Below are 21272 nucleotides of genomic sequence, written 5' to 3' on the forward strand. Positions count from 1 at the left end.
CTTCTGCAGGAACTCCTTTAGACGGTTCCCCGGCGAAGTTGCGTCGAACCGTTTGCCGGTGTAGCATCATCTTTATGGCGAGAGGGGGGACGGCGCCACATGGAGGAGCTGAACAGGCGGCTGGCCGCAGCCGCCGAACGTCAGGCACGCAAGGAGAAGCTGGATCGGCAGGCCGCCCGGGTGGAAGAAGAGTACCGCCGCGCGGCGGCCAGAGCGGAAGAGCTGAAGCGAAAGCTGGCCAAGGAACAGCGTGACGTGGAGCGGCTGGAGTCGGGCTCGCTCGGCTCCCTGCTCGCCACGCTGTTCACCGATCGGGTCGAGCGGCTGGACCGGGAGCGGCGGGAGGCCGCGGAGGCCCTGGTGCGCTATGAGGAGGCCCGCCGCCATGCGGAAGAGCTGCGGGCGGATCTGGAGGCCATTCGGAAGGAGGCCGCCGAGCTGGCCGGCGCGGAGGAAGAGTTCCGGACCCTGCTGGCAGAGAAGGAGCGCCGGATCCGGGAGGAGCAGGGGCCCGCCGCTTACCAGCTGCTCGCGCTGGACGAAGAGGAGGCACAGGTGCGCGCCCGCGCCCGCGAGATCAAAGAAGCGCGCAACGCGGGCATCGGGGCGCAGGCCGGGCTCGCCCGCGTCGCCGAACTGCTCGGCTCCGCGCAGGCGTGGGGCGCGTGGGACATGTTCGGCGGCGGCTGGCTCTCCACCATGGTCAAGCACTCGCGGCTCGATGACGCCCAGGCGGCGCTGCAGGCCGCCCGGCACGACCTCGACGTCTTCCGACGGGAGCTGGCCGACGTCGGCTCGTTCGTGAACCTGCCGCCGCTGGAGCTCAGCGGCTTCGCCCGGTTCGCCGACTACTTCTTCGACAACTTCTTCGTCGACTTCGCGATCCTGAACCGCATCAACCAGGCCAAAAAGCGAATTGAGGAGGCCCGGACGCAAGTCGACCACCTGATGGAACTGCTCGAACAGGAGGAACGTCGGGTCCGGGACGACCTGGAGGACATCCGGCGCAGGCGGGAGCAGATCCTCACCGGGCTTTGATGAGAAAAGCGGCGCATCCGGCCAGGACTGCGCCGCTCTTTACATGGATTTCCGGGTCTCAAGGCCTCGCCCGCCCTTCCGCGCTCCACTCCCGGCAGACCGGTGCAAAGCCCAGGCGCGCGGCGAGGTGCAGCAGCGGGAGCTCCGACACGGGCAGCCGGCACAGCACCGCGCGGCCCGCTTCGAGCCCGGCCTGCACGGCGGCCGAGAGTGCAGCGGAGCCGTAGCCCCGGCGCCGCTCGGCCGGCTGGGTGAACAGGTACCGCACAGGCACATACCCGTCCTCCGGCAGGCCCATCGCCGCGCAGGCCAGCAGCCGGTCATCCCGCACGACGCCGAAGAGCCGGTCCCCCTCCCGGAGCTGGAGGTCGGCCGCCAGGCCGTACCGGCCTACCTCGGCGGGGCCGATCTCGACGGCCATCTCCGCCCGCGGGTCGGGGCGGAACTGCTGCCGGTCGGCGATGCAGATCACGTGCTGCACCGACCGGGCAGCTTCCAGCGAGCCCTGCACCAGCTCCTGCAGCCAAGGCCGGTAGGTGCAGACGCACACCTGCGCGGCGGGCGGCATCCAGGCGAGCAGGCGAAGGGCCTCGGCCGACGCCACGGCGTCCAGCTGGATGCGGGTGATGAGCGGGCCGCCGCGCCGCCAGTCCGGGCGGCTGACCAGCATGATGGCGCTCACCTGCTCGGGGTTGTCCACGATCGCGGCAAAACCCGGCCGCAGGCCGCCCTGCAGCGACCTCAGCAGTGCGAATCCCGCTTCCGGCTGGCTCCGGGCGTAGGCGAGGGCGGGCGAGAGGTCTCGCAGCTCATAGGGCATGGCCACCCCTCCCGCGTTCCAGGATACCACACGGGGACCCTGCAGCCCATCCGGCGAAAGCGCCATTTGCCCCGGCCGATCAGAAGAAGCGAAGCTGCCTGTGGCCGATGAACGTGCGCCGGTGCAGGGGGCAGGGCCCGTGCTGCTCCAGCGCGTCCCAGTGCTCCTTCGACCCGTACCCCTTGTTGCGCGCAAACCCGTACTCGGGATAGAGGGCATCGTATTCGACCATCATGCGGTCGCGGGTCACCTTGGCCAGGACCGACGCGGCGGCGATGGAGAGCGACTTGCGGTCGCCGCCCACCACCGGCCGCTGCCAGCCGGACCACTGGGGGATCGGCCGGTTGCCGTCCACCAGCAGGGCGGCGGCCGCGGCGCGGCCCAGGCGGGCCGCAGCCATGGCACGGGCGGCCTCCACCGCCTGGACCATCGCCTCGAACGTCGCCCGGAGGATGTTGACCTCGTCGATCCGGGCCGCCTCCACGATGCCCAGGCCCCAGCCGACGGCCGCCTCCTGCACGGCGGCGAAGGCGGCCTCCCGCTGTCGCTCGGTCATCCGTTTGGAATCGTTCACCCCCGGCAGGGAAACGTCGGCCGGCAGGATACATGCCGCCGCCACCACCGGACCGGCCAGGGGGCCGCGGCCGGCCTCATCCACCCCGATCACCTGAAAACCGTGCCGCCAGAGCACGCGCTCCAGCCGCAGGTCCGCCATCCCGCCGCACCTCCTCCGCTGCTCTCGCCTGCGGGCCGATACCACCGCACCTCCGCTCAGGGCTGGTCGTGGGTCGCCCGGCCGTCGCCGGTGATGGGAATGGCCGGGCCCAGAAAGGCGGGCGGACGCCGAACCGCCACCTCGCCAAACGCCTTCACCCGCGCCGCGAGTTCCCGCGCGGCGTAGGCCCGCTCCACCCCGTACCGGAACCGGTCGGCCGGCACCCCCTGCACCTTCAGCCCCAGCCGCTCCGCGATCCACAGGGCCCGCGGCAGGTGGAAGGCCTGGGTGACGACGATGGCGTCCTCCACCTGGAAGATCGCGGCGGCGCGGTACATGGAGTCGTAGGTGTCGAACCCGGCATGGTCCAGGAACAGGTCCTCCGGGGGCACGCCCCGTTCCTCCAGATAGCGCCGCATCGCGTTCACTTCATCGTAGTCGGGCCGGCCGTGGTCGCCGGAGAGCAGCAGCTTCTGCACCTTGCCCGCCTGGTAGAGCGTGAGGGCCGTCTCCAGGCGGTCCCGGAGCATCGGGGTGGGGTGGCCGCCGGCCGACACGCCGGCGCCCAGCACCAGCGCGACCTGCGCAGGCTGTGCCGCTTCCGCCGTCGTGATGCGGCTGCGGCCGGGGAAGTAGACCAGGGCGTTGATCAGCAGCACCAGGGCCGCGCCCAGCGCCGCGAGGGCCGCCAGGCGCCTGCCCAACTTGCACATCCGCCGCACCCGCTGCCCCCCTTTCGCGCCACGCGCCGTCTATTGGACGTTCTGCGGCGCCCGCGTGTTCACCTTCGCGGGATTTCCATATACAGAGCAGCCCGCAGCCGACACCGTCTCGGCTGCGGGCCTTTCCGTCATGGCTTCACTTCGAAGTAGATGGTCTCCGAAACGCCGATATGTTCGTGCCGCCGGTTCGCCAGCTCCACGTGGATCTTGTACTCTCCGGGCTCAATATCCGGGACCCGATACGTATACCCGTAGATCATGGCTTCGGGGCCGTCGTTCAGGTAGATGTGCACGTGGCCGTCCTTGCCCACCTGCCAGTTCTCCGTCTTGACGTGCACCACCAGCGCCCCGTCCTCCTGTGAAGCGGTCACCGACAGCTTCGGCGCCTCGCTCCGCTGCCCACCACATCCCGCCAGCGCCAGGGCCGCCAGCACGAGCGCGATCGCCCATCGCCTCACTCCGCCACGCCTCCTCCCGCCACATCCGGTTCCGGGCCGGCGGGCCTGCGGCGCCAGGCGATCACCGAACCCACCACCAGAACCACCGCCGCCGCCGCGAACAGCAGCCGCGTCCAGGACAGCAGCGGCTCAATCTGATCCATCATCAGGTACTGCTCGGGCACGGGCACACCCGGCTCCACCTGCAGGGTGATCCGGTGCAGGTCGCCCCCCAGCGGCAGGTCGATGACGACCTCATACGGCCCCGCCCGGTCGGGCACCGCCCGCCCCCGGTAGGTGCCCGGCGAGACCTCCTCCATCACCACGGGTGCGCCTGCCCGGCCGCCCTGCGGCCTGGCGTACAACTCCACCCGCTGTCCTTCCACCAGCCCGCCGTAGACATCGACCAGCCGGGCCACCACCGTGCCCTGCTCGTCCACCGACACGTGGCCGAACAGGTCCATGGCGTGCCCCAGCGCCGGCTGCCCGGACCCGAGCAGCAGCGCCATCGCCAGCATCACCGCCAGCGCCGCCGGCAGCCGCCGCCCGCTCGACCCTTTCCTCACCCGCTGCTCCCCCCTGTGCGCGTCGTCGCCCGCAGGCGGGTCCCCACACCGGCCTGCGGGCGCTCGGTCATGAAACTGACTACTCGAGGCGGATCAGGCCGTCTACCTCATAGACGCACTCCAGATCCCCCCGGGGTACGGTTCCCGCCTGGGTGACGGCCGGCGGGGCCTCGGCGCAGGTCTCGGCCACGCCCTCGACCATCGCCTTGCAGAGATGGCAGACCTGGTCGGGATGGGCCGAGGCGACCTCGTGGAAGCCGCACGACTTCAGTACCAGGCTGGGCCGGTCACCGGGCCCCTTGATCACCCGGGCCGAGACGCCCAGCCGGCTCAGCGCCATCGCGCACGCCTCCAGCAGGGCCTGGGGCCCTGTCGCGCCGTTGGCCGCATTCAGGGCCGGCGCCAGCTTGGCCAGCGCCTCCTGCCCGAGCCGGCGGCCGAAGGAGTGGCCGATCTGCTCCACCGCTTCCTTCCCGCCCTCGCCCAGGAGCGCCAGCGACTGCACCAGCAGGTCCGCCAGCAGCTGGAAGTCCCGGGGCGGCACGGTGGTCAGGGAAACGGCGCTGCCGGACGGTTCGTATACGTAGCTGGGCCGCCCGCCCTTTCCGGTCTTCTCCGTCCGCTGCCTGAGCAGCCCCACCTCGGCCAGCCGGTTCAGGTGCATGCGCGCAACGTTGGGATGAAGGTCGAACCGCCGGGCCACCTCTGCCGCCGATACCGGGTCGGGCGCGACCAGCACATACTGATAGATGTTGTACCGGGTTGGATCGGCAAGAACCGCACTGATCTTCTGCGGATCCCGTTCCAAGTTCTCCCCCCTCCCCAGTCCTGCTGCCCGGGTCACCGTCCGTACCCGATGGCAGCATCGCACGTCTATACTTACGACACAGTTTGGTTAAAAATCTCGGAATGGACCTGATAACACTATTGACACGGTGTAAATCGGGTCCATACAATGAGGCGTGAGCCTGCACCACGGCCGCAAACGGCTTGCATCCTATTTTACACTGTATCCACAGTGCAAAACAAGTGGATAGGTTGCGGCCATTTTCTCGGTCCCGGGGAATGCGGGGACCGGTAACGCCGGGGGCCGGTTGCACGCCGCTCGGCCAATCAACCTCAACCTGCATTTTCAAGTGTGTGAAAGGAGTAGTGCGATCGTGACCACTGGCGTCCCGCTTGTTGTGCGGAACCTGCACGTCAGCATCGATGACAAGGAAATCCTGAAGGGGCTCGATCTCGAGGTGAAGCCCGGCGAGATCCACGCCATCATGGGCCCCAACGGCGCCGGCAAGACGACCCTCGGCTTTGCGCTGATGGGCCACCCCCGCTACGAGATCACCGAGGGCACGGTGATGCTCGGCGACCAGAACCTGCTGGAGATGGAGGTCAGCGAGCGGGCCAAGGCCGGGCTTTTCCTCGCGTTCCAGTACCCCTTCGAGGTCTCCGGCGTGACCGTCGCCAACTTCCTGCGCCAGGCCGTGAACGCCGTGCGCGGGGAGGAGATTTCGGTCTGGGACTTCCAGGAGATGCTCGCCGAGAAGATGCAGCTGCTGGAGATGGACGAGTCGTTCGCCGGCCGCTACCTGAATGAGGGCTTCTCCGGCGGCGAGAAGAAGCGCAACGAGATGCTGCAGATGACCCTCCTGCAGCCCAAGATCGCCATCCTGGACGAGACCGACTCCGGTCTCGACATCGACGCGCTCAAGGTGGTGGCCAAGGCGGTCAACTCCCTGCGCGGCCCGGACTTCGGCGCCATCGTCATCACGCACTACCACCGCATTCTGGACCACATCAAGCCCGATGTGGTGCACGTGCTGATGAACGGCCGCATCGTGAAGACCGGCGGCCCCGAGCTGGCGCTGGAGATCGAGAAGAAGGGCTACGACTGGATCAAGGCTGAACTCGGGATTGTGGACGAGGCGGCCGAGGCGGGGGTGAAGTAGCGCATGCCCACGGTCACCGAACCCCGCTTCCTGGAGGAGCGGCGCAGGGCCGCTCAGTCGCTCACCGGGACGCTCTCGCTGCCGGCCAAGACCGATGAGGCCTGGCGCCGCACTTCGCTGGAGGGGCTGGACGTGCTCCAGTACCGGCCCGCGACCGCCCGTGTCACCCTGAAGGGCAGCGTGCCCGCGGGCGTCGTCTTCGCCGAGCTGACCCAGGCCGCCGCCGAGCACGCGGAGCTCATCGAGCAGTACCTGGGCAAGCTGTTCCCGATGGAGCAGAACCTGCTGACCGCCGCCCAGGCGGCGCACCTGAACGGCGGCGTCCTCCTCTACGTGCCCCGGGGCGTCGTCGTGGAAGAGCCGCTCGAGGTGATCTACGAGGCGCGCGACGGCGAGGCGCAGTACCTGCACACGCTGGTCATCGCCGAGGACAACGCCCAGGTCACCCTCCTGGAGCGGTACGAGGGCGCCGGCGATTACCTCAGCGTCCACGTGGTCGAGGTCTTCCCCCTGCAGGGCGCCCGGGTGCGGTACGGCTACCTGCAGAACCACTCCCAGGACGCCTGGGCGTTCACGTTCCGCCGGGGCCTGACCGGCCGGGACGCCGGCCTGGACTGGGTCGGCGGCGAGTTCGGCGGCGGCCTGGTGCGGTCCGAGATCGTAAACGACGTGGCCGGCGAGGGCGCCGAATCGAACCTGAAGGTCGTCTTCGCTGCCACCGGCCGGCAGCACCAGGACATCGTCGCCTCCCAGGTCCACAACGGCTCCTACAGCCGTTCGGACATCCTGGGCCGCGGGGTGCTCTCGGGCCGGGCCCACACCGTCTTCCGGGGCAACGGCCAGATCAACCCGGCCGCCAAGCACGCATCGACCTATCAGCGGCAGCAGGCGCTGGTGCTTTCCGACAAGGCCCGGGCCGACTCGATTCCGGCCCTGATCATCAACGAGCACGAGGTCGAGGGCGCCGGCCACGCCGCCACGGTGGGCCAGCTGGACGAGGAGCAGCTGTTCTACCTCATGTCCCGCGGCCTCACCCGGCAGGAGGCCGTGCGGACGCTGGTCATGGCCTTCCTGGCGCCGGTGCTGGAGCAGATCCCCGTGCAGGAACTGCGTGACGAGATGATCCGCCTCATGGGAGAGAAGGTGAGCTAATTGGCCCTGGATGTGGCCCGTATCCGGCAGGACTTCCCGATTCTCCACCAGGAGATGAACGGCCATCCCCTGGTCTACCTGGACAATGCAGCGACCACGCAGAAGCCGCGCCAGGTGATTCAGGCCCTTGTTGCATACTATGAGGGCTACAACGCCAACGTCCACCGCGGCATCCACACCCTGGCCGAACGGGCCACGGAGGCCTACGAAGGGGCCCGGGCGAAGATCGCCCGGTTCATCGGCTCCCCCTCGCCCGATCAGGTGGTGTTCACCCGCAACGGCACCGAGGCCCTGAACATGATCGCCTACGGCTGGCTGCGCCGTCGGCTGCGGCCGGGGGATGTGATCGTCACCTCGGGCATGGAGCACCACTCCAACCTGCTGCCCTGGCAGCAGGCGGCCCAGGCCACCGGGGCGCAGATCAAGTATATTGAACTGCTGCCCGACGGCACCCTGAACCAGGAGCACTACGACCAGCTGCTGGCGGAGGGCAACGTGCGGTTCGTGGCCTTCTCCGGCGCCTCCAACGTGCTGGGCACCCTCAACCCGGTGAAGGAGATGGTCGCCAAGGCGCACCAGGTGGGGGCGAAGGTCGCGGTGGACGCCGTGCAGGTGGTTCCGCACATGCCGGTGAACGTGGTAGACTGGGATGCGGACTGGATCGCCGTCGCCGGGCACAAGATGCTCGCGCCCACCGGCACCGGCTTCCTCTGGGGCAAGATGGAGCTGCTGGAGGAGATGGAGCCCACCTACTTCGGCGGGTCCATGATCTCCGAGGCTCACCTGACCGGTGCGAAGTGGGCTGAGCCGCCGGCGAAGTTCGAGGCCGGCACCCCGAACATCGCAGACTTCATCGCCTTCGGCGCGGCCGTGGACTACCTGAGCGAGCTCGGCATGGAGAACGTCTACGCCCACGAGAAGGCGCTCACCGAGTACGCGTGGGACCGCCTCTCCGAGATCGAGGGCATCCGGCTCTTCGGCCCCCGGCAGCCCCGGGCGGGGCTGATCAGCTTCGACGTGGCGGGCATCCACCCCCACGACCTGTCGGCCGTCCTCAACGCCGACGGGGTCGCCATCCGGGTGGGCCACCACTGCGCCCAGCCGCTCATGGAGATCCTGGATGTGCCGGCCACGAACCGGGCGAGCTTCTATATCTACAACACCCAGGCGGAGATCGACCGGCTGGTCGAATCCCTCCTCCACGCAAAGGAGTTCTTCGGCTATGACGTCTGAGGCTCGGCATCCGGTGAACCTGAGCGCGCTGTACCAGCAGGTCATCCTCGATCACTACAAGAAGCCCCGCAACAAGGGCGCGGTGGAGCGCGCGGTGCTGAAGAAGCACCTGCACAACCCCACCTGCGGCGACGATATCGAGGTTCAGGTCAGCCTGGGGGCAGACGGCCGGATCGACGACGTGAAGTGGAACGGGCGCGGCTGCTCCATCTCGATGGCCAGCGCCTCCATGATGTCGGTCGCCCTGAAGGGCAAGACGCTGGCAGAGGCCCAGGAGCTGATGCAGAGCTTCTACAGGATGATTCAGGGCGAGGAGGGCAACTACAAGGCCCTCGGCGAGATTCAGGCGCTCTCGGGCGTCAGCAAGTTCCCCGTGCGCATCAAGTGCGCGACCCTCGCCTGGCACTGCCTGGAAGAGGGAATGAGGGAGTACGAAGGAGGGGACACGAATGGTTAGCCAGCCGCGCGACATCGTCGGTGAGTATAAATACGGGTTCCGCGACCCGGAGAACTACGTCTTCAAGTCTGACAAGGGACTGACCCGCGAGATCGTGGAGTCGATCTCCCGGTTCAAGAACGAGCCGGAGTGGATGCGGGAGATCCGGCTGAAGGCCTTCGAGGTCTTCCACGCCAAGCCCCTGCCGACCTGGGGCGTCGACCTCTCGGCGATCGACTTCCAGAACATCCACTACTTCGTGCGCGCCACCGACCGCCAGGGCCGCTCCTGGGACGAGGTGCCCGAGGAGATCAAGCGGACCTTCGACCGCCTGGGCATCCCCGAGGCGGAGCGCAAGTTCCTGGCCGGCGTCTCGGCGCAGTACGAGTCGGAGGTCGTCTACCACAACATCCGCAAGGACCTGGAGGCGCAGGGCGTCCTCTTCTGCGACATGGACACCGCGGTGCGGGAGTACCCGCACATCGTGAAGGAGTACTTCGGCACCGTCGTGCCGATGACCGACAACAAGTTCGCGGCGCTGAACACGGCGGTCTGGTCGGGCGGCTCCTTCATCTACGTGCCGCCCGGCGTCACGGTGGAGATCCCGCTGCAGGCCTACTTCCGCATCAACACCGAGAACATGGGCCAGTTTGAGCGGACGCTCATCATCGTCGACGAGGGGGCCAACGTCCACTACGTCGAGGGCTGCACCGCCCCCATCTACTCCACCGACTCGCTGCACGCGGCCGTCGTGGAGATCATCGTGAAGAAGGGCGGGCGCTGCCGCTACACCACGATCCAGAACTGGTCGACCAACGTCTACAACCTCGTCACCAAGCGGGCCGTGGCCTACGAGGACGCGGTGATGGAGTGGGTCGACGGCAACATCGGCTCCAAGGTGACGATGAAGTACCCGGCCATCTACCTGATGGGGCCGCGGGCGCGTGGCGACGTCATCTCCATCGCCGTCGCGTCCAAGGGCATGACCCAGGACGCCGGCGCGAAGATCTACCACTTCGCCCCCGACACCTCGTCCCGCATCACGTCCAAGTCGATCTCGCGGGAGGGCGGCAACACCACCTACCGGGGCCACATCCTGGTGGAGCCGCAGGCCGAGCGGGCCAAGGTCAAGGTCGAGTGCGACGCGCTGATCTTCGACGACGGGTCCGAGTCCCACACCATCCCGTATATGGACATCAAGAACCAGAACGTCACCATCGAGCATGAGGCCACCGTCTCCAAGGTCTCCGAGGAGCAGCTGTTCTACCTCATGAGCCGCGGCCTCTCCGAGGAGCAGGCCCTGGCGATGATCGTGATGGGCTTCATCGAGCCCTTCGCCAAGGAGCTGCCGATGGAGTACGCGGTCGAGCTGAACCGGCTCATCGAGATGGAGATGGAGGGTTCCGTCGGCTAAGGAGGCACATCGTCATGGCCCTGGTCAAGGTCGCAGAGCTCGGCGAGATTCCCCCCGGCGGGTGCAAGCGGGTGCTGGTGAAGCGTCATCCTATTGCCATCTTCCACCTGGACGACGGATACTACGCCATCGACGACACGTGCACCCACGCGGACGCCTCGCTCTGCGAGGGCCAGGTGATGGGCGACCAGGTGGCCTGCCCCCTGCACGGGGCCCGGTTCGACATCCGGACCGGCAAGGCCCTCACCCTCCCGGCGGTCACCCCGGTGGAGACCTACCCGGTGGTGGTTCAGGGGAACGATATTCTGGTGGAGGTGTGAGGTCGGGTGGCACAGATCACCAAGGAGCAGGTCCTCAAGGTGCTGGAGCGGGTCAACGACCCCGAGCTGCGCATCAACATCGTGGACCTGGGGCTCGTCTACGACGTGGAGATCACCGAGGACAACAACGTCGGCATCGACATGACGCTGACGTCGCAGGGCTGCCCGGTCGGGCCGCTGATTCAGATGCAGGCGGAGGCCGCGCTGAAGTCCATCCCCGGCGTGAACCAGGTGGACGTGCGGCTGGTCTGGGATCCGCCCTGGACGCCGGACCGGATGAGCGAACGGCTGAAGAAGGCCCGGCAGATGGGGCTGCTGTGACAGCCCCTCATCTGGCGGTTCCGCCCAGGTTGGCGGAGCCGCCATTTCGATTTTGGCACCGCGTCGTGGGCGCGGGTTCCCGGACCGGCGGCTGCGGGACATTCGTGCGCGGCACACTCACCGGCACGCCCACCCGGAGCGAGCTGGAAGGGCCGCACCTGGACCACCCGGTACGGCTTCAACGTCTTCATGCGGGGCACCCTGTTTGAGGTGCTGGAGGTGCTGCCGGCAGCACTGTAACCCGCCCAGCAGAGAGGGGCCGTCCCAACCGAATGGGACGGCCCTTTCATCAGCTTGCGCCCGGGCTACTGGCCCAAGGCAGCCTTGATGGCATCCATCTCCGGGCCCCGGCAACGCACCGGCCTACTCGGGCAGCAGCACGGCGTGCACGGAGCCGGGGCCGTGGACGCCGATGCTGAGGTCGTTCTCGATGTCGGCGCTGCGGCTGGGACCCGTGATGAGCACCAGGGAGGAAGGCAGCTCCTTTGCCTGCCCCACCCGCCTGATGGCCTCTGCGAGCGAAGGCAGCAGCTGGGCCGGACGGATCACGGCCACGTGGACGGGAGGCAGCAGGCTGACCACGCGCCCCCGCCCGGGTCCGGACCCCAGCAGAAGCGTGCCCGTCTCGGCCACCGCCCAGTCGACGTCCGTGATCCCCACCACGGCCCGGGCTGCCAGCTCTTTCGCCCCGGCCTGCTGGCCCCCGGTCAGATTGCTCCCGCCCCAGACCGCCAGGTCCAGGCCTGCTTCCCCCAACGCGTCCTCCAGCTCCAGCGACGCCACCACCGGATCGTCCCAGGCCACCACCAGCGGGCGCTCGCCGCCCGGGGCCGGAGCCGCCAGCCGCTCCGCCGCCCCGGCCGCCACCCGCGCCACGTACGCGCGCGCGTCCGCCAGCGAGGCGGCCCGGTAGGGCGTGCCGCCCAGCTTCTCCAGCTCGCGGGCGAACCGCTCCCAGAGGGCGTCCAGGCCCCGGTCGGGAGGGGGTACGGGCAGCGACGGGCCGCTGTCCCAGCCCGGGGGTCCGGAGAACGGCCGCTGCCGGCCCTTGCGGCGGGCCAGGGCGGAAAGGAACTCGTGATCGCTCATGGCCGCCCCACCTCCCGCGGCGGAGCAGGCGCCGCCGCAGGCCGCACGGGTTCCGCCACCAGCTCCCGCCAGCGTTCTCTGAAGGACTGCCGGGCCAGCACCGGTATCTGCCGACCGGCGGCCCAGGCGCCGAGGGGGCCCGGCCCCCGCTCGGACCAGCCGTCGCCGCCGAACAGCCCCCGCTGCACCCACCGGGCGATGCGGGCGCTCAGCCGGTAGGCCCACGGCCGGCTCCAGGTCCAGGCCAGGAGCCGCATCGCCAGCCGCTCCCCGGCGCCAGTGCGGCCCTCGGCCACGTTCTCCGTCCGCAGGCGCACCAGCAGGTCGTGCAGGGGAATCCCCACCGGGCACACCTCGTGGCAGGCCCCGCAGAGGCTGGTGGCCACCGGCAGGTCCGACCACTCCTCCCGGCCGCCCAGCAGCGGCGTGAGCACGGCGCCAATAGGGCCGCTGTAGACGCCGCCGTAGGCGTGGCCGCCGATCTGCCGGTAGACGGGGCAGACGTTCAGGCAGGCCCCGCAGCGGATGCACGTGAGCACCTGCTCGTATTCGCTGCCGAGGATCTGGGACCGGCCGTTGTCCAGAAAGATGACGTGGAGTTCCTCCGGCCCGTCGAGCTCATCAGGCCGCCGGGGCCCGGTGATCAGGTGCGTGTAGGTGGTGATCTGCTGCCCGGTGGCGCTGCGGGCCAGCACCGCCAGCAGGGGCGAGAGGTCCGCCAGGGTCGGGATCACCTTCTCGATCCCCACGATGGCCACGTGGACCGGCGGCACCGAGGTGACCAGCCGGCCGTTCCCCTCGTTGGTCACCAGCACCAGCGTTCCCGTCTCGGCCACGACGAAGTTGGCCCCGCTCACGCCGATTCCGGCGCGCAAGAACTTCTCCCGCAGCACCTGGCGGGCCACGGCCGTCAGGGTGGGCGTGTCGGTGGGCAGCACCTGCCCCACCAAGCGGCCGAAAAGCTCGGCCACCTGCTCCCGGGTCTTGTGAATGGCAGGGATGATGATGTGCGAGGGTGTTTCGCCGGCCAGCTGGACGATGTACTCGCCCAGGTCGCTCTCCACCGCCTCGATGCCCGCCCCAGCCAGGACCTGGTTCAGGTGGACCTCCTCCGAGGCCATCGACTTCGACTTGACCACCAGGTCGGCGCCGCGGCGGCGGGCGATCGCGAGGACCACCCGCCCCACGTCGTCGGCGGTGCGGGCGAAGTAGACCTGCCCGCCGCGCCGTCGGATCTGCTCCGCCGCCTGGCCCAGGTAGTAGTCCAGATGCGCCACCGCATGCTGCCGGATCGCCGCCGCCCGGGCCCGTACCCGCTCGAAGTCGCCCAGGGCGAGCCCTTCTTCCGCGGAGGCCCGCAGCACCTCCATGGCCTGGCGGCGCATGCGGAAAAGCCGGTCCGTGGTGAAGCGCAGGGCGCCCCGCAGGCGGGCGTCGGCCAGCGCCCGGGAGACCCGCTCCGCAAAGGGCGAGACGCTCATACCAGACCCACCCCCTCGGCCAGCAGGGTCGCCAGGTGCAGCGCCCGCACCCGGGAGCCCCGGCGGCGCAGGCGGCCCTCCAGCTGCATCAGGCATCCCAGGTCCGCGCCCACCAGCAGGTCGGCGCCCGCGGCGTTCAGGTACTCGATCTTCTCATCGGCCATGGCCACCGAAATCTCCGGCTGCTTGATGCTGAAGGTGCCCCCAAAGCCGCAGCAGAGATCCTGCCGCTCCATCTCGGCCAGCTCCAGCCCCCGCACCCGCCTGAGCAGGCGCAGCGGCGGGTCGCTTACCCCCAGCACCCTGGCCATGTGGCAGCCGTTGTGGTACACCGCCCGGCCCTTGTAGGTGGCGCCCAGGTCCTCCACCCCCAGCACCTCCACCAGGAACTGGGAGAGCTCGTAGGTCCGCGCCGCCACCTGCCGGGCCTGCTCCCGCAGCGCGGGCTCGTCACGGAAGAGCTCCTCGTAGTGGCGGTGAACCATGCCGGCGCAGGAGCCCGACGGGGCGACGATGTACTCGCTGCCGGCAAACGCCGCCAGATGCCGCCGGGCCAGGGCCGCGGCTTCGGCGCGGAAGCCGCTGTTCCACAGGGACTGGCCGCAGCAGGTCTGCCCCTCAGGGAAGTCCACCTGCACCCCCAGGTGGCGGAGCAGCCGTACGGTGGCCACGCCGACCTGTGGGAAGAGCAGGTCGGCCAGACAGGTGATGAACAGTGAGACGCGCATGCCGGCCATCCCCTCAGGCGCCGCGGGCGCTGCCTGCCCCTGACAGGCCAGGAGCGGCGGTGCGGGCGCGCACCAGGATGCCGAAGCCCACCAGCAGCAGCCCCGCCAGCACCAGGCTGCCGAGGTTCAGCCCCACCCCGTAGTTCCAGATGTAGGCGAGCGAGCCGGCCAGCAGCACGTAGTAGGTCATGGGGATGATGGTCTTGCGGATCATTGACCCCTCCTGGCCGGCCAGGCCCACGACCGCCGCGGCCGCCACCACGTTGTGCACGGTGATCATGTTGCCGGCGGCGCCCCCCACCGCCTGCACGGCCACCACCACCTCGCGGATGGCCCCGATCTGGTCCGCCACGCCCCACTGGAAGAGGGCGAACATCATGTTGGAGACGGTGTTGGAGCCGGCCACGAACGCCCCGAGCGCGCCGATCCAGGGGGCGAACAGCGGCCAGGCGGCGCCGGCGGCGCTGGCGGCGGCGGTGGCCAGGGTGATGGGCATCGACGCGAGGCCCGACGCCCCGCCGTCCGAGTTGATGAAGACCCGCACCATCGGCACCGCGAAGAGGAGCGCCGGCGCGGCCCCGAGCACCTGCCGGAAGGCTGACGACCACGCGCGCTTCACCTCGGACGCCTTCATCCCGTGGAGCAGCACCACCAGCAGCGAGACCAGGATGAAGATGAAGCCGGGGGAGTAAAGCGGCGTCACGGAAGCGGACAGACTGGTGCCGAAGATGTTCGGCCAGGCGATTACGATGTTGTTCAAGGGCGCCTTCAGCCCCACCTGGGGAACGCGGGTCAGCACCAGCAGGCCCGCCACCAGAACGTAGGGGAGCCACGCCTTGAGCAGGGTCATGCCGGGCCGCTCCTGGCCCACCTCGCCCTCCATGGTTCCCATCCAGTCCTTCTCCCACCGGGAGCGCGCCGGGAAGTCAAAGACCTCCGCCGGCACCAGGAAGCCCTTGCGGGCCGCGGTCACCACGATGGCCAGGCCCACGAGGCCGCCGATGAGGGACGGGAACTCCGGCCCCAGGAAGAAGGCCACCAGGAGGTATGGAACGGTCATGGCAAAGGCGGAGAAGAGGGCGAACCGCCACGCCTTCAGGCCCTCCACGAAGGAGCGGCGCTCGCCGTAGAAGCCGGTCAGGAAGCTGCTGATGAACAGCGGAATCAGGGTTCCGGCGGCGAAGTGCAGGAGCGCCGCCCGCCACGCGATCTGACCCAGGTACTCGGTCCACTGGCCGAAGCCCGAAGCCGCCACGTAGTTCTGTACGATCTCGGTGTTCAGCCCGGTGCTTACCCCCACGAGCACCGGCGTGCCGATCGCCCCGAAGGTCACCGGGGTCGACTGGATGATGAGGCCCACCATGACGGCGGCCGACGCCGGGAAGCCCAGCGCCAGCATCAGCGGCCCGGCCACGGCGGCGGGTGTGCCGAAGCCCGACGCCCCCTCGATGAAGCTGCCGAACAGCCAGCCCACGATGATCGCCTGGATGCGCCGGTCGGGGCTGATGTCCATGAACCCCCGCCGGATGGTGGCCACCGCGCCGCTCTCCCGGAGCGTGGCCAGCAGCAGCAGCGCACCGAAGACGATGAACAGGATGTCCAGGGCCACCACGACCCCCTGGGCGACGGAGGCGGCCACCTGCACCCCGCTCACCTTCCAGACGGTCATGGAGACCACGGCCGCCACAGCCAGCGCCAGGGGCATCGCCCGGCGCGCCGGCCAGCGCAGGATAACCAGGAACAGGAACACGGTCAGGATCGGGCTGACGGCCAGAAAGGCCAGTGCGCCAGACGGCACCACAATCCCTCCCTTTGGTCGGCCCGCCCCCCGGCCCGTGGGCAGCCGCGTGCGCGCCCGCGGACCCGCGGCCAGGTGGTCAGGCCATCAGACCATCCATATTGGCCACGGATCGTGTAATTCCTCCTTTTTTGTATTGTTATCCTTGTCACATTACCGGTTCCACCCTGGCCCCCGCCCGGGGAGACGCTGGCCGACATCCGCGCGGTGGACCTGGGCGGGACGGAGGCGCTCTGCATGCGGCGGGAGTACGCCAGGGGCCAGATGATCGGGAAGTGCCAGTGGTTCCTGGAGGGCCTCCGGATCGACCTGGTGGGCGCCGACCTGGAGCGGTTGCCGGCCCAGGCCCGACTGGTGCCGACGGAAGGAGTTGACCGCGAGTAGCAGGAATTGCCGGAACCCTTCGAGAAGCGAAGATGCGCAGGAAAATGCCCGAGAGAGGAGTGGTTCCGGCATGACAGCCACGGTTCAGGTTCTCCCCGGCGCAGAACCGCTCTACAGCGTCGGCAGCCGCACCGGCGTCCTGGTCTCCCACGGGTTCACAGGCTCCCCCCAGTCGATGCGCTTCCTGGCGGAGGGCATCGCCCGGGCGGGGTACACGGTGGCCATGCCCCGCCTGAAGGGTCACGGCACCACCCCGGCCGACATGGCCGCATCGACCGCCTCCGACTGGACGGCGGACATCGTGGCGGCGATGCGGTGGCTGGAAGAGCGCTGCGACGTCCTTTTCATGACCGGCCTCTCCATGGGCGGCGCCCTGACCGTTTGGGCGGCGGGGCAGTATCCGGACCGATTCGCCGGCATCGTCCCCATCAACGCCGCGCTCAGGATGAATGCGCCTGACCTGGCCGCGCTGGCCTTCAACCCGGACGCGCCGGCCGAGCTGCCGGGCATCGGCAGCGACATCAAGGCCGAGGGCGTGAAGGAGCTGGCATACCCGGTCACCCCGGTGCCGGCCATCAAGCACCTCATCGCCATCGGCGCCGTGGCCGAGATGCTGCTGCCCCGGGTCAAGTGCCCGGCGCTGATCGTCCAGTCCCGGGAGGACCACGTGGTGCCCGTCTTCAACGGCGAGCTCATCTACAACGGCATCTCCAGCACCGACAAGGAGCTGCTCTGGCTGGAGAACTCCTACCACGTGGCCACCTTGGACAACGACAAGGAGCTCATCCTCGAAAGGACCCTGGCGTTCATCCGCAAGCACAGCTGACGCACTCGGCACGGGAACCGGCGCCGTCCGGTGCGCCGGGCACCCGGCCGGACGACCTGGCCGCTGCCATTGCGGAAGCCGTGCAGCGGCGGCAGTCGCGCCGCCAGCCGGAGAATGCCCGGCGCTGAGTCGGATTCGCCTGGACACGAAACGGTGCTGTCCCCCGGTCGCTCAGGTGACCGGGGGACAGCACCTTTGTCATGCCCGGCGCCGCCGGACGGGGAGGGCCACCGGCGGATGCGAACACCGGCCTAGACCGCCGCGGTGCGATACCCGGCGGGCACGTAGCTGCAGCCCGGGTCCTCCTCCAGCCAGTCCCCGAGCACCGTGAAGGCCCGGGCCCGGGAGCCGCCGCAGATCTCCCGGTACTCGCAGGCCCCGCAGCGCCCCTTGAGCCTGCCGGGGTCGCGCAGCGCCCGGAAAACCTCCGACTCCCGGTAGATCTTCGCGAGCGTCGTCTCCCGCACGTTGCCCGCGTTCCAGGGCAGGAAGCCCGAGGGGTTGACCTCGCCGGTGTGGGAGATGAAGATGAAGCCCTTGCCGTCGTTCACGCCCTGGACGGGGATCTCCATGCCCTTCTGCAGCAGCACGCGCCGCCAGTGCGGGGCCTCGGTGGTCTTGATGGGGAACGGGGCGGTGCGGCTGTACTCCGCCAGCCACTCCAGCACCTCCTCGTTCTCCTCCGCCGTCAGCATGTCCGCCATCTGGCCCCGCCCGGTGGGGATGTGGAAGAAGAGCGACCAGAGCGCGACCCCGATCTCCTCCATCTTCTCGGCGATCCGGTCGAGCACCCGCCAGTTGTGCCGGGAGACGGTCGTGCCGATCTGGACGACCAGGCCGGCCTCCCGGGCGGAGGCGATCCCTTCCATGGTCCACCGGTACGAGCCCTTCACCCCGCGGAAAGCGTCGTGGGCCTCCTCGTCGGCGTGGTCGAGGCTGAAGGCCACCCGCTGCAGGCCCGCCTCGGCGCAGCGCCGCATGTTCTCCAGGTTCGCCAGCCGGGTGCCGCTGGGGCTGCTGGACACCCGGAGCCCGATGGAGGTCGCGTACCGGACCAGGTCGGGCAGGTCCCTGCGCATGAACGGGTCGCCCCCGGTCAGCACGAACAGCGGGGGATCGAGCTCCTTCACCTGGTCGATGAGGCGGCAGCCCTCTTCGAAGGTGAGCTCGTTCGGATCGCGCCGGGGGATGGCCTCGGCCCGGCAGTGCCGGCAGGCCAGCGCGCAGGCCCGGGTCACTTCCCAGATCACGATGAGGGGGCGTTCGTTGAAGTCCACCTTCGGCAGTTCGCGCACTGGACGTCCCACCTCTTTCAATTTAGAATGACTCTAGATATAAATAGCATAAACCACGCGCTCCCGCCCCGTCCATGGTCCTCCGGCAGTAGGCCCTCCCTCGCAGGCTCGAATCTTCTGCTACATTGCTGAGCCCATTCGGACACGGGAACGCGCAGGAGAGACGCGCGGGCCGCGGCTCCCCATTTTTGCGTCCCTCCGGCGGGGACCTAAAGGCACAGTTCGGGGATGCACCTGACCGATAGGCTTATTGACGATGATGTAACAGAATCCGAACAATAGGTGTATGGCTCCGAGGAGGTGTATTGCTTGTCGACCCGTCCCAAACCGCTCATACGCCGCCTCTTCCTCGCACTGCTCATCCTCTTCCTCCTCCTCCTGGGCGCGGTCATCGTGTCTGCGGCCCTGGGCCCGGTGAGCATCCCCTGGGACCACACGGCGGCCATCCTCCTGAAGCGCATCGGGATCACGACCAGCATCCCCTTCACGGAACGTGAACTGCTGATGGTGGACCAGATCCGGCTGCCCCGGATCCTCGTGGGCGGGCTGGTCGGCGCCGCGCTGGGCGTCTCCGGCGTCGTGATGCAGGCGCTGTTCCGCAACCCCCTGGCCGAGCCGGGGGTGGTGGGGGTCTCCAGCGGCGCAGCGCTGGGGGCCGTCGGCGCCATCTACTTCGGCTGGGCCGGCGTCAGCCGCTGGTTCATGCCGGCCGCCGCCTTCGCGGGCGCCATGCTGGCCGTCATCGTCGTCTTCCTCGTCTGGACCCGGAGCCGCCGTTCCGGCGCGGGCACGCTGCTCCTGGTGGGCATCGGCATCAACTCGTTCCTGAGCGCGGTGATCAGCCTGATGGTGGCCAACGCCCCCAACGAGAACGAGCTCCGGGGCATCATCTACTGGCTGCAGGGCGGGCTGGAGGCCCGCACCTGGGAGCACGTCTACCTGGTGGCCTGGCCCATCCTGCTGGGATGCCTGCTGCTCATGGCCTTCGCCCGGGATCTGAACATGCTCCTGCTGGGCGACGACCACGCCCGGACCTCCGGCATCGACGTGGCCCGCACCCGCGGCATCCTGCTCGCCATCGCCTCGGTCGTCACCGGCGCAGCGGTGGCGGTGAGCGGGATCATCGGCTTCGTGGGCCTCGTCATCCCCCACAGCATCCGGCTCGTCGCCGGCCCCGACCACCGCCTGCTCCTGCCCGCCAGTGCGCTGGGAGGCGCAGGGTTCCTGATCATTGCCGACACCATCTCCCGCCTGGCCTGGAACCCCGTCACCATCCAGGTGGGCGTAGTCACGTCGCTCATCGGAGCGCCGTTTTTCCTGTACTTGGTGCTGCGAGGCGACAGGAAAGGAGCGACGCCATGAGCCACATCGCCGTTCAGGCGGTCAGCCTGGAGGTGGCCGGCCGCCTGATCCTGGACGCAGTCAGCCTGACCGGGAGCGCAGGCCGCTTCACCGGCATCATCGGGCCCAACGGCGTGGGCAAGTCGACCCTGCTGCGCATCATGGCCGGGCTGCTCACCCCCACCCGGGGGGAGGCGATCTTGAGCGGCACGCCGGTCGCCCGCATGGGCGCCCGGGCGCTGGCCCGGCAGGTGGCTTACCTGCCGCAGGAGACGCAGATCGACTTCGCCTTCCCGGCCTGGGAAGTGGTCATGATGGGCCGCCACCCGCACCTGGGACGCTTCAGCCTGGAGGGACGCCGCGACGAGGAGGCCGCCCGGCGCGCCATGGCGCTCACCGGCACCCTGCACCTGGCGGAGCAGCCGGTCACCACCCTCTCCGGCGGCGAGCGGCAGATGACCTTCCTCGCCAAGACCCTGGCGCAGGAGCCCCGCGTGCTGCTCCTGGACGAGCCCATCTCCGCGCTGGACCTGCGCCATCAGCTCCGTGCCCTCAACCTGGTCCGCGCGCTGTGCCGGGAGGGGATGACGGCCATCGCCGTCCTGCACGACCTGAACCTCGCCGCCCGCTACTGCGACGAGCTGGTCCTCCTGGCCCGGGGCCGGGTGCTGGCCATGGGCCGGCCGGAAGAGGTCCTGACCCCGGCCAACCTGAAGGAGGCCTATGGCGTCACCGCCATGGTGCGGCCGGACCCGCTCACCGGCACCCCGCACGTCGTCGCCTTTGATGATGCGGAGGAAGCGCCCGAGGGCCGCCGCATCCACGTGCTGGCCGGCGGCGGCACGGCGGGCCCGGCGCTGGCGGAGCTGTACCGCCGGGGGGCCCGCGTCTCGGCGGGCCCCGTGGAGGAGCGGGATCCCGACGCCGAACTGGCCCGCGCGCTGGGCCTGCCGGTGCTGACGTACCCGTCCTTCCACCAGATCCCGGAAGGGACTCTGCAGGAGGCCGCGGGCTGGCTGGACCAGGCCGATCTCATCCTGGCGGCGCCGGTGCCCCTGGGGCCCGCCAACGCCGCCCTGGAGCGGCTGCTGGCGGGCCGGAGGGTCCTGCCCGTGGGGCCGAGACCCCGCACCCAGACCCTGCTGCTGACGGACCTGGTGCCCCATAAGCCCGCCGACCTGGAACACATCCTGGCTTCGTGACAAGGGGA

The 21272-nt window shown here is 69.4% G+C and carries 23 protein-coding genes; 12 read left to right on the top strand and 11 right to left on the bottom strand.

The window, feature by feature from the left end:
* Positions 1-99 precede the first annotated feature (99 nt).
* Positions 100-1038: a hypothetical protein gene (locus tag ACZ5UM_RS15240; RefSeq protein WP_464845142.1), complete on the top strand. Its 939-nt coding sequence runs from the start codon at positions 100-102 to the stop codon at positions 1036-1038.
* A 58-nt stretch (positions 1039-1096) separates the two neighbouring features.
* Here the strand turns inward: ACZ5UM_RS15240 and ACZ5UM_RS15245 are convergent, their stop codons facing one another.
* From ACZ5UM_RS15245 to ACZ5UM_RS15270, 6 genes are all read right to left on the bottom strand, one after another.
* Positions 1097-1858: a GNAT family N-acetyltransferase gene (locus ACZ5UM_RS15245; protein WP_464845143.1), complete on the bottom strand. Its 762-nt coding sequence runs from the start codon at positions 1856-1858 to the stop codon at positions 1097-1099.
* A 79-nt stretch (positions 1859-1937) separates the two neighbouring features.
* Positions 1938-2573 carry a ribonuclease HII gene (locus ACZ5UM_RS15250; RefSeq protein WP_464845144.1) on the bottom strand — a complete coding sequence of 212 codons (636 nt, stop codon included), beginning with the start codon at positions 2571-2573 and terminating at the stop codon, positions 1938-1940.
* A gap of 56 nt (positions 2574-2629) precedes the next feature.
* Positions 2630-3286 carry a SanA/YdcF family protein gene (locus tag ACZ5UM_RS15255; RefSeq protein ID WP_464848399.1) on the bottom strand — a complete coding sequence of 219 codons (657 nt, stop codon included), beginning with the start codon at positions 3284-3286 and terminating at the stop codon, positions 2630-2632.
* Between the two features lie 137 nt (positions 3287-3423).
* Complete coding sequence (locus ACZ5UM_RS15260) at positions 3424-3753, bottom strand: hypothetical protein (protein ID WP_464845145.1); 330 nt, start codon at positions 3751-3753, stop codon at positions 3424-3426.
* Complete coding sequence (locus ACZ5UM_RS15265; RefSeq protein WP_464845146.1) at positions 3750-4298, bottom strand: hypothetical protein; 549 nt, start codon at positions 4296-4298, stop codon at positions 3750-3752. Before ACZ5UM_RS15265 ends, ACZ5UM_RS15260 begins: the two co-directional genes overlap by 4 nt.
* 79 nt (positions 4299-4377) lie before the next feature.
* Positions 4378-5106: a helix-turn-helix transcriptional regulator gene (locus ACZ5UM_RS15270; RefSeq protein WP_464845147.1), complete on the bottom strand. Its 729-nt coding sequence runs from the start codon at positions 5104-5106 to the stop codon at positions 4378-4380.
* A gap of 352 nt (positions 5107-5458) precedes the next feature.
* Here ACZ5UM_RS15270 and sufC point away from each other — a divergent pair, with 352 nt between their 5' ends.
* From sufC to ACZ5UM_RS15305, 7 genes are read left to right on the top strand one after another with little or no spacing between them, the layout of a single operon-like run.
* On the top strand, positions 5459-6244 hold the full coding sequence (sufC, locus tag ACZ5UM_RS15275) for a Fe-S cluster assembly ATPase SufC (RefSeq protein WP_464845148.1): 786 nt from the start codon (positions 5459-5461) through the stop codon (positions 6242-6244).
* 3 nt (positions 6245-6247) lie between these two features.
* Positions 6248-7396, top strand: a complete 1149-nt coding sequence (gene sufD / locus ACZ5UM_RS15280; RefSeq protein ID WP_464845149.1) for a Fe-S cluster assembly protein SufD — start codon at positions 6248-6250, stop codon at positions 7394-7396.
* Positions 7397-8629 (top strand): cysteine desulfurase, encoded by a 1233-nt coding sequence (locus ACZ5UM_RS15285; RefSeq protein ID WP_464845150.1) that lies wholly within the window; start codon positions 7397-7399, stop codon positions 8627-8629. It abuts the gene before it with no gap.
* Positions 8619-9086, top strand: a complete 468-nt coding sequence (sufU, locus tag ACZ5UM_RS15290) for a Fe-S cluster assembly sulfur transfer protein SufU (protein WP_464845151.1) — start codon at positions 8619-8621, stop codon at positions 9084-9086. Before ACZ5UM_RS15285 ends, sufU begins: the two co-directional genes overlap by 11 nt.
* The gene (gene sufB / locus ACZ5UM_RS15295; protein ID WP_464845152.1) at positions 9079-10479 is read left to right on the top strand and encodes a Fe-S cluster assembly protein SufB; all 1401 of its coding nucleotides are present in this window, start codon (positions 9079-9081) and stop codon (positions 10477-10479) included. Before sufU ends, sufB begins: the two co-directional genes overlap by 8 nt.
* A 14-nt stretch (positions 10480-10493) precedes the next feature.
* On the top strand, positions 10494-10799 hold the full coding sequence (locus tag ACZ5UM_RS15300) for a bifunctional 3-phenylpropionate/cinnamic acid dioxygenase ferredoxin subunit (RefSeq protein WP_464845153.1): 306 nt from the start codon (positions 10494-10496) through the stop codon (positions 10797-10799).
* Positions 10800-10805: 6 nt separating this feature from the next.
* Positions 10806-11120: a metal-sulfur cluster assembly factor gene (locus tag ACZ5UM_RS15305; RefSeq protein WP_464845154.1), complete on the top strand. Its 315-nt coding sequence runs from the start codon at positions 10806-10808 to the stop codon at positions 11118-11120.
* Positions 11121-11483: 363 nt separating this feature from the next.
* Here the strand turns inward: ACZ5UM_RS15305 and ACZ5UM_RS15310 are convergent, their stop codons facing one another.
* Genes ACZ5UM_RS15310 through ACZ5UM_RS15325 form a run of 4 tightly spaced genes read right to left on the bottom strand, consistent with a single transcriptional unit; the run spans position 11484 to position 16216 of the window.
* A complete protein-coding gene (locus tag ACZ5UM_RS15310; protein WP_464845155.1) occupies positions 11484-12209 on the bottom strand; it encodes a LutC/YkgG family protein in 726 nt (241 codons plus the stop codon).
* On the bottom strand, positions 12206-13690 hold the full coding sequence (locus tag ACZ5UM_RS15315) for a LutB/LldF family L-lactate oxidation iron-sulfur protein (protein ID WP_464845156.1): 1485 nt from the start codon (positions 13688-13690) through the stop codon (positions 12206-12208). The genes ACZ5UM_RS15310 and ACZ5UM_RS15315 overlap by 4 nt, the downstream gene beginning before the upstream one ends.
* Positions 13687-14418 (bottom strand): (Fe-S)-binding protein, encoded by a 732-nt coding sequence (locus tag ACZ5UM_RS15320; RefSeq protein WP_464845157.1) that lies wholly within the window; start codon positions 14416-14418, stop codon positions 13687-13689. Before ACZ5UM_RS15320 ends, ACZ5UM_RS15315 begins: the two co-directional genes overlap by 4 nt.
* A gap of 13 nt (positions 14419-14431) precedes the next feature.
* A complete protein-coding gene (locus ACZ5UM_RS15325) occupies positions 14432-16216 on the bottom strand; it encodes an L-lactate permease (protein WP_464845158.1) in 1785 nt (594 codons plus the stop codon).
* A gap of 237 nt (positions 16217-16453) precedes the next feature.
* Between ACZ5UM_RS15325 and ACZ5UM_RS15330 the strand changes: the two genes are divergently transcribed.
* Entirely contained in the window at positions 16454-16600 is a 147-nt protein-coding gene (locus tag ACZ5UM_RS15330; protein WP_464845159.1) for a hypothetical protein, read from the top strand.
* Positions 16601-16670: 70 nt separating this feature from the next.
* Positions 16671-17426, top strand: a complete 756-nt coding sequence (locus tag ACZ5UM_RS15335; protein WP_464845160.1) for an alpha/beta hydrolase — start codon at positions 16671-16673, stop codon at positions 17424-17426.
* Positions 17427-17677: 251 nt separating this feature from the next.
* Here ACZ5UM_RS15335 and ACZ5UM_RS15340 read toward each other — a convergent pair whose 3' ends face one another.
* The gene (locus tag ACZ5UM_RS15340) at positions 17678-18721 is read right to left on the bottom strand and encodes a radical SAM protein (RefSeq protein ID WP_464845161.1); all 1044 of its coding nucleotides are present in this window, start codon (positions 18719-18721) and stop codon (positions 17678-17680) included.
* A 309-nt stretch (positions 18722-19030) separates the two neighbouring features.
* Between ACZ5UM_RS15340 and ACZ5UM_RS15345 the strand changes: the two genes are divergently transcribed.
* On the top strand, positions 19031-20083 hold the full coding sequence (locus ACZ5UM_RS15345) for a FecCD family ABC transporter permease (RefSeq protein ID WP_464845162.1): 1053 nt from the start codon (positions 19031-19033) through the stop codon (positions 20081-20083).
* Positions 20080-21264, top strand: coding sequence for an ABC transporter ATP-binding protein (locus ACZ5UM_RS15350; RefSeq protein ID WP_464845163.1), 1185 nt, complete (start codon positions 20080-20082; stop codon positions 21262-21264). The genes ACZ5UM_RS15345 and ACZ5UM_RS15350 overlap by 4 nt, the downstream gene beginning before the upstream one ends.
* Positions 21265-21272 lie beyond the last annotated feature (8 nt).

It is taken from the genome of Symbiobacterium ostreiconchae (assembly GCF_055396975.1).

Excerpts from the sequence above, each read along its gene's own strand:
- ACZ5UM_RS15240 (WP_464845142.1), top strand. The coding sequence starts at position 100 with ATGGAGGAGCTGAACAGGCGGCTGGCCGCAGCCGCCGAACGTCAGGCA.
- ACZ5UM_RS15245 (WP_464845143.1), bottom strand. The coding sequence starts at position 1,858 with ATGCCCTATGAGCTGCGAGACCTCTCGCCCGCCCTCGCCTACGCCCGG.
- ACZ5UM_RS15250 (WP_464845144.1), bottom strand. The coding sequence starts at position 2,573 with ATGGCGGACCTGCGGCTGGAGCGCGTGCTCTGGCGGCACGGTTTTCAG.
- ACZ5UM_RS15255 (WP_464848399.1), bottom strand. The coding sequence starts at position 3,286 with ATGTGCAAGTTGGGCAGGCGCCTGGCGGCCCTCGCGGCGCTGGGCGCG.
- sufD (WP_464845149.1), top strand. The coding sequence starts at position 6,248 with ATGCCCACGGTCACCGAACCCCGCTTCCTGGAGGAGCGGCGCAGGGCC.
- sufU (WP_464845151.1), top strand. The coding sequence starts at position 8,619 with ATGACGTCTGAGGCTCGGCATCCGGTGAACCTGAGCGCGCTGTACCAG.
- sufB (WP_464845152.1), top strand. The coding sequence starts at position 9,079 with ATGGTTAGCCAGCCGCGCGACATCGTCGGTGAGTATAAATACGGGTTC.
- ACZ5UM_RS15300 (WP_464845153.1), top strand. The coding sequence starts at position 10,494 with ATGGCCCTGGTCAAGGTCGCAGAGCTCGGCGAGATTCCCCCCGGCGGG.
- ACZ5UM_RS15310 (WP_464845155.1), bottom strand. The coding sequence starts at position 12,209 with ATGAGCGATCACGAGTTCCTTTCCGCCCTGGCCCGCCGCAAGGGCCGG.
- ACZ5UM_RS15315 (WP_464845156.1), bottom strand. The coding sequence starts at position 13,690 with ATGAGCGTCTCGCCCTTTGCGGAGCGGGTCTCCCGGGCGCTGGCCGAC.
- ACZ5UM_RS15320 (WP_464845157.1), bottom strand. The coding sequence starts at position 14,418 with ATGCGCGTCTCACTGTTCATCACCTGTCTGGCCGACCTGCTCTTCCCA.
- ACZ5UM_RS15330 (WP_464845159.1), top strand. The coding sequence starts at position 16,454 with ATGCGGCGGGAGTACGCCAGGGGCCAGATGATCGGGAAGTGCCAGTGG.
- ACZ5UM_RS15335 (WP_464845160.1), top strand. The coding sequence starts at position 16,671 with ATGACAGCCACGGTTCAGGTTCTCCCCGGCGCAGAACCGCTCTACAGC.
- ACZ5UM_RS15350 (WP_464845163.1), top strand. The coding sequence starts at position 20,080 with ATGAGCCACATCGCCGTTCAGGCGGTCAGCCTGGAGGTGGCCGGCCGC.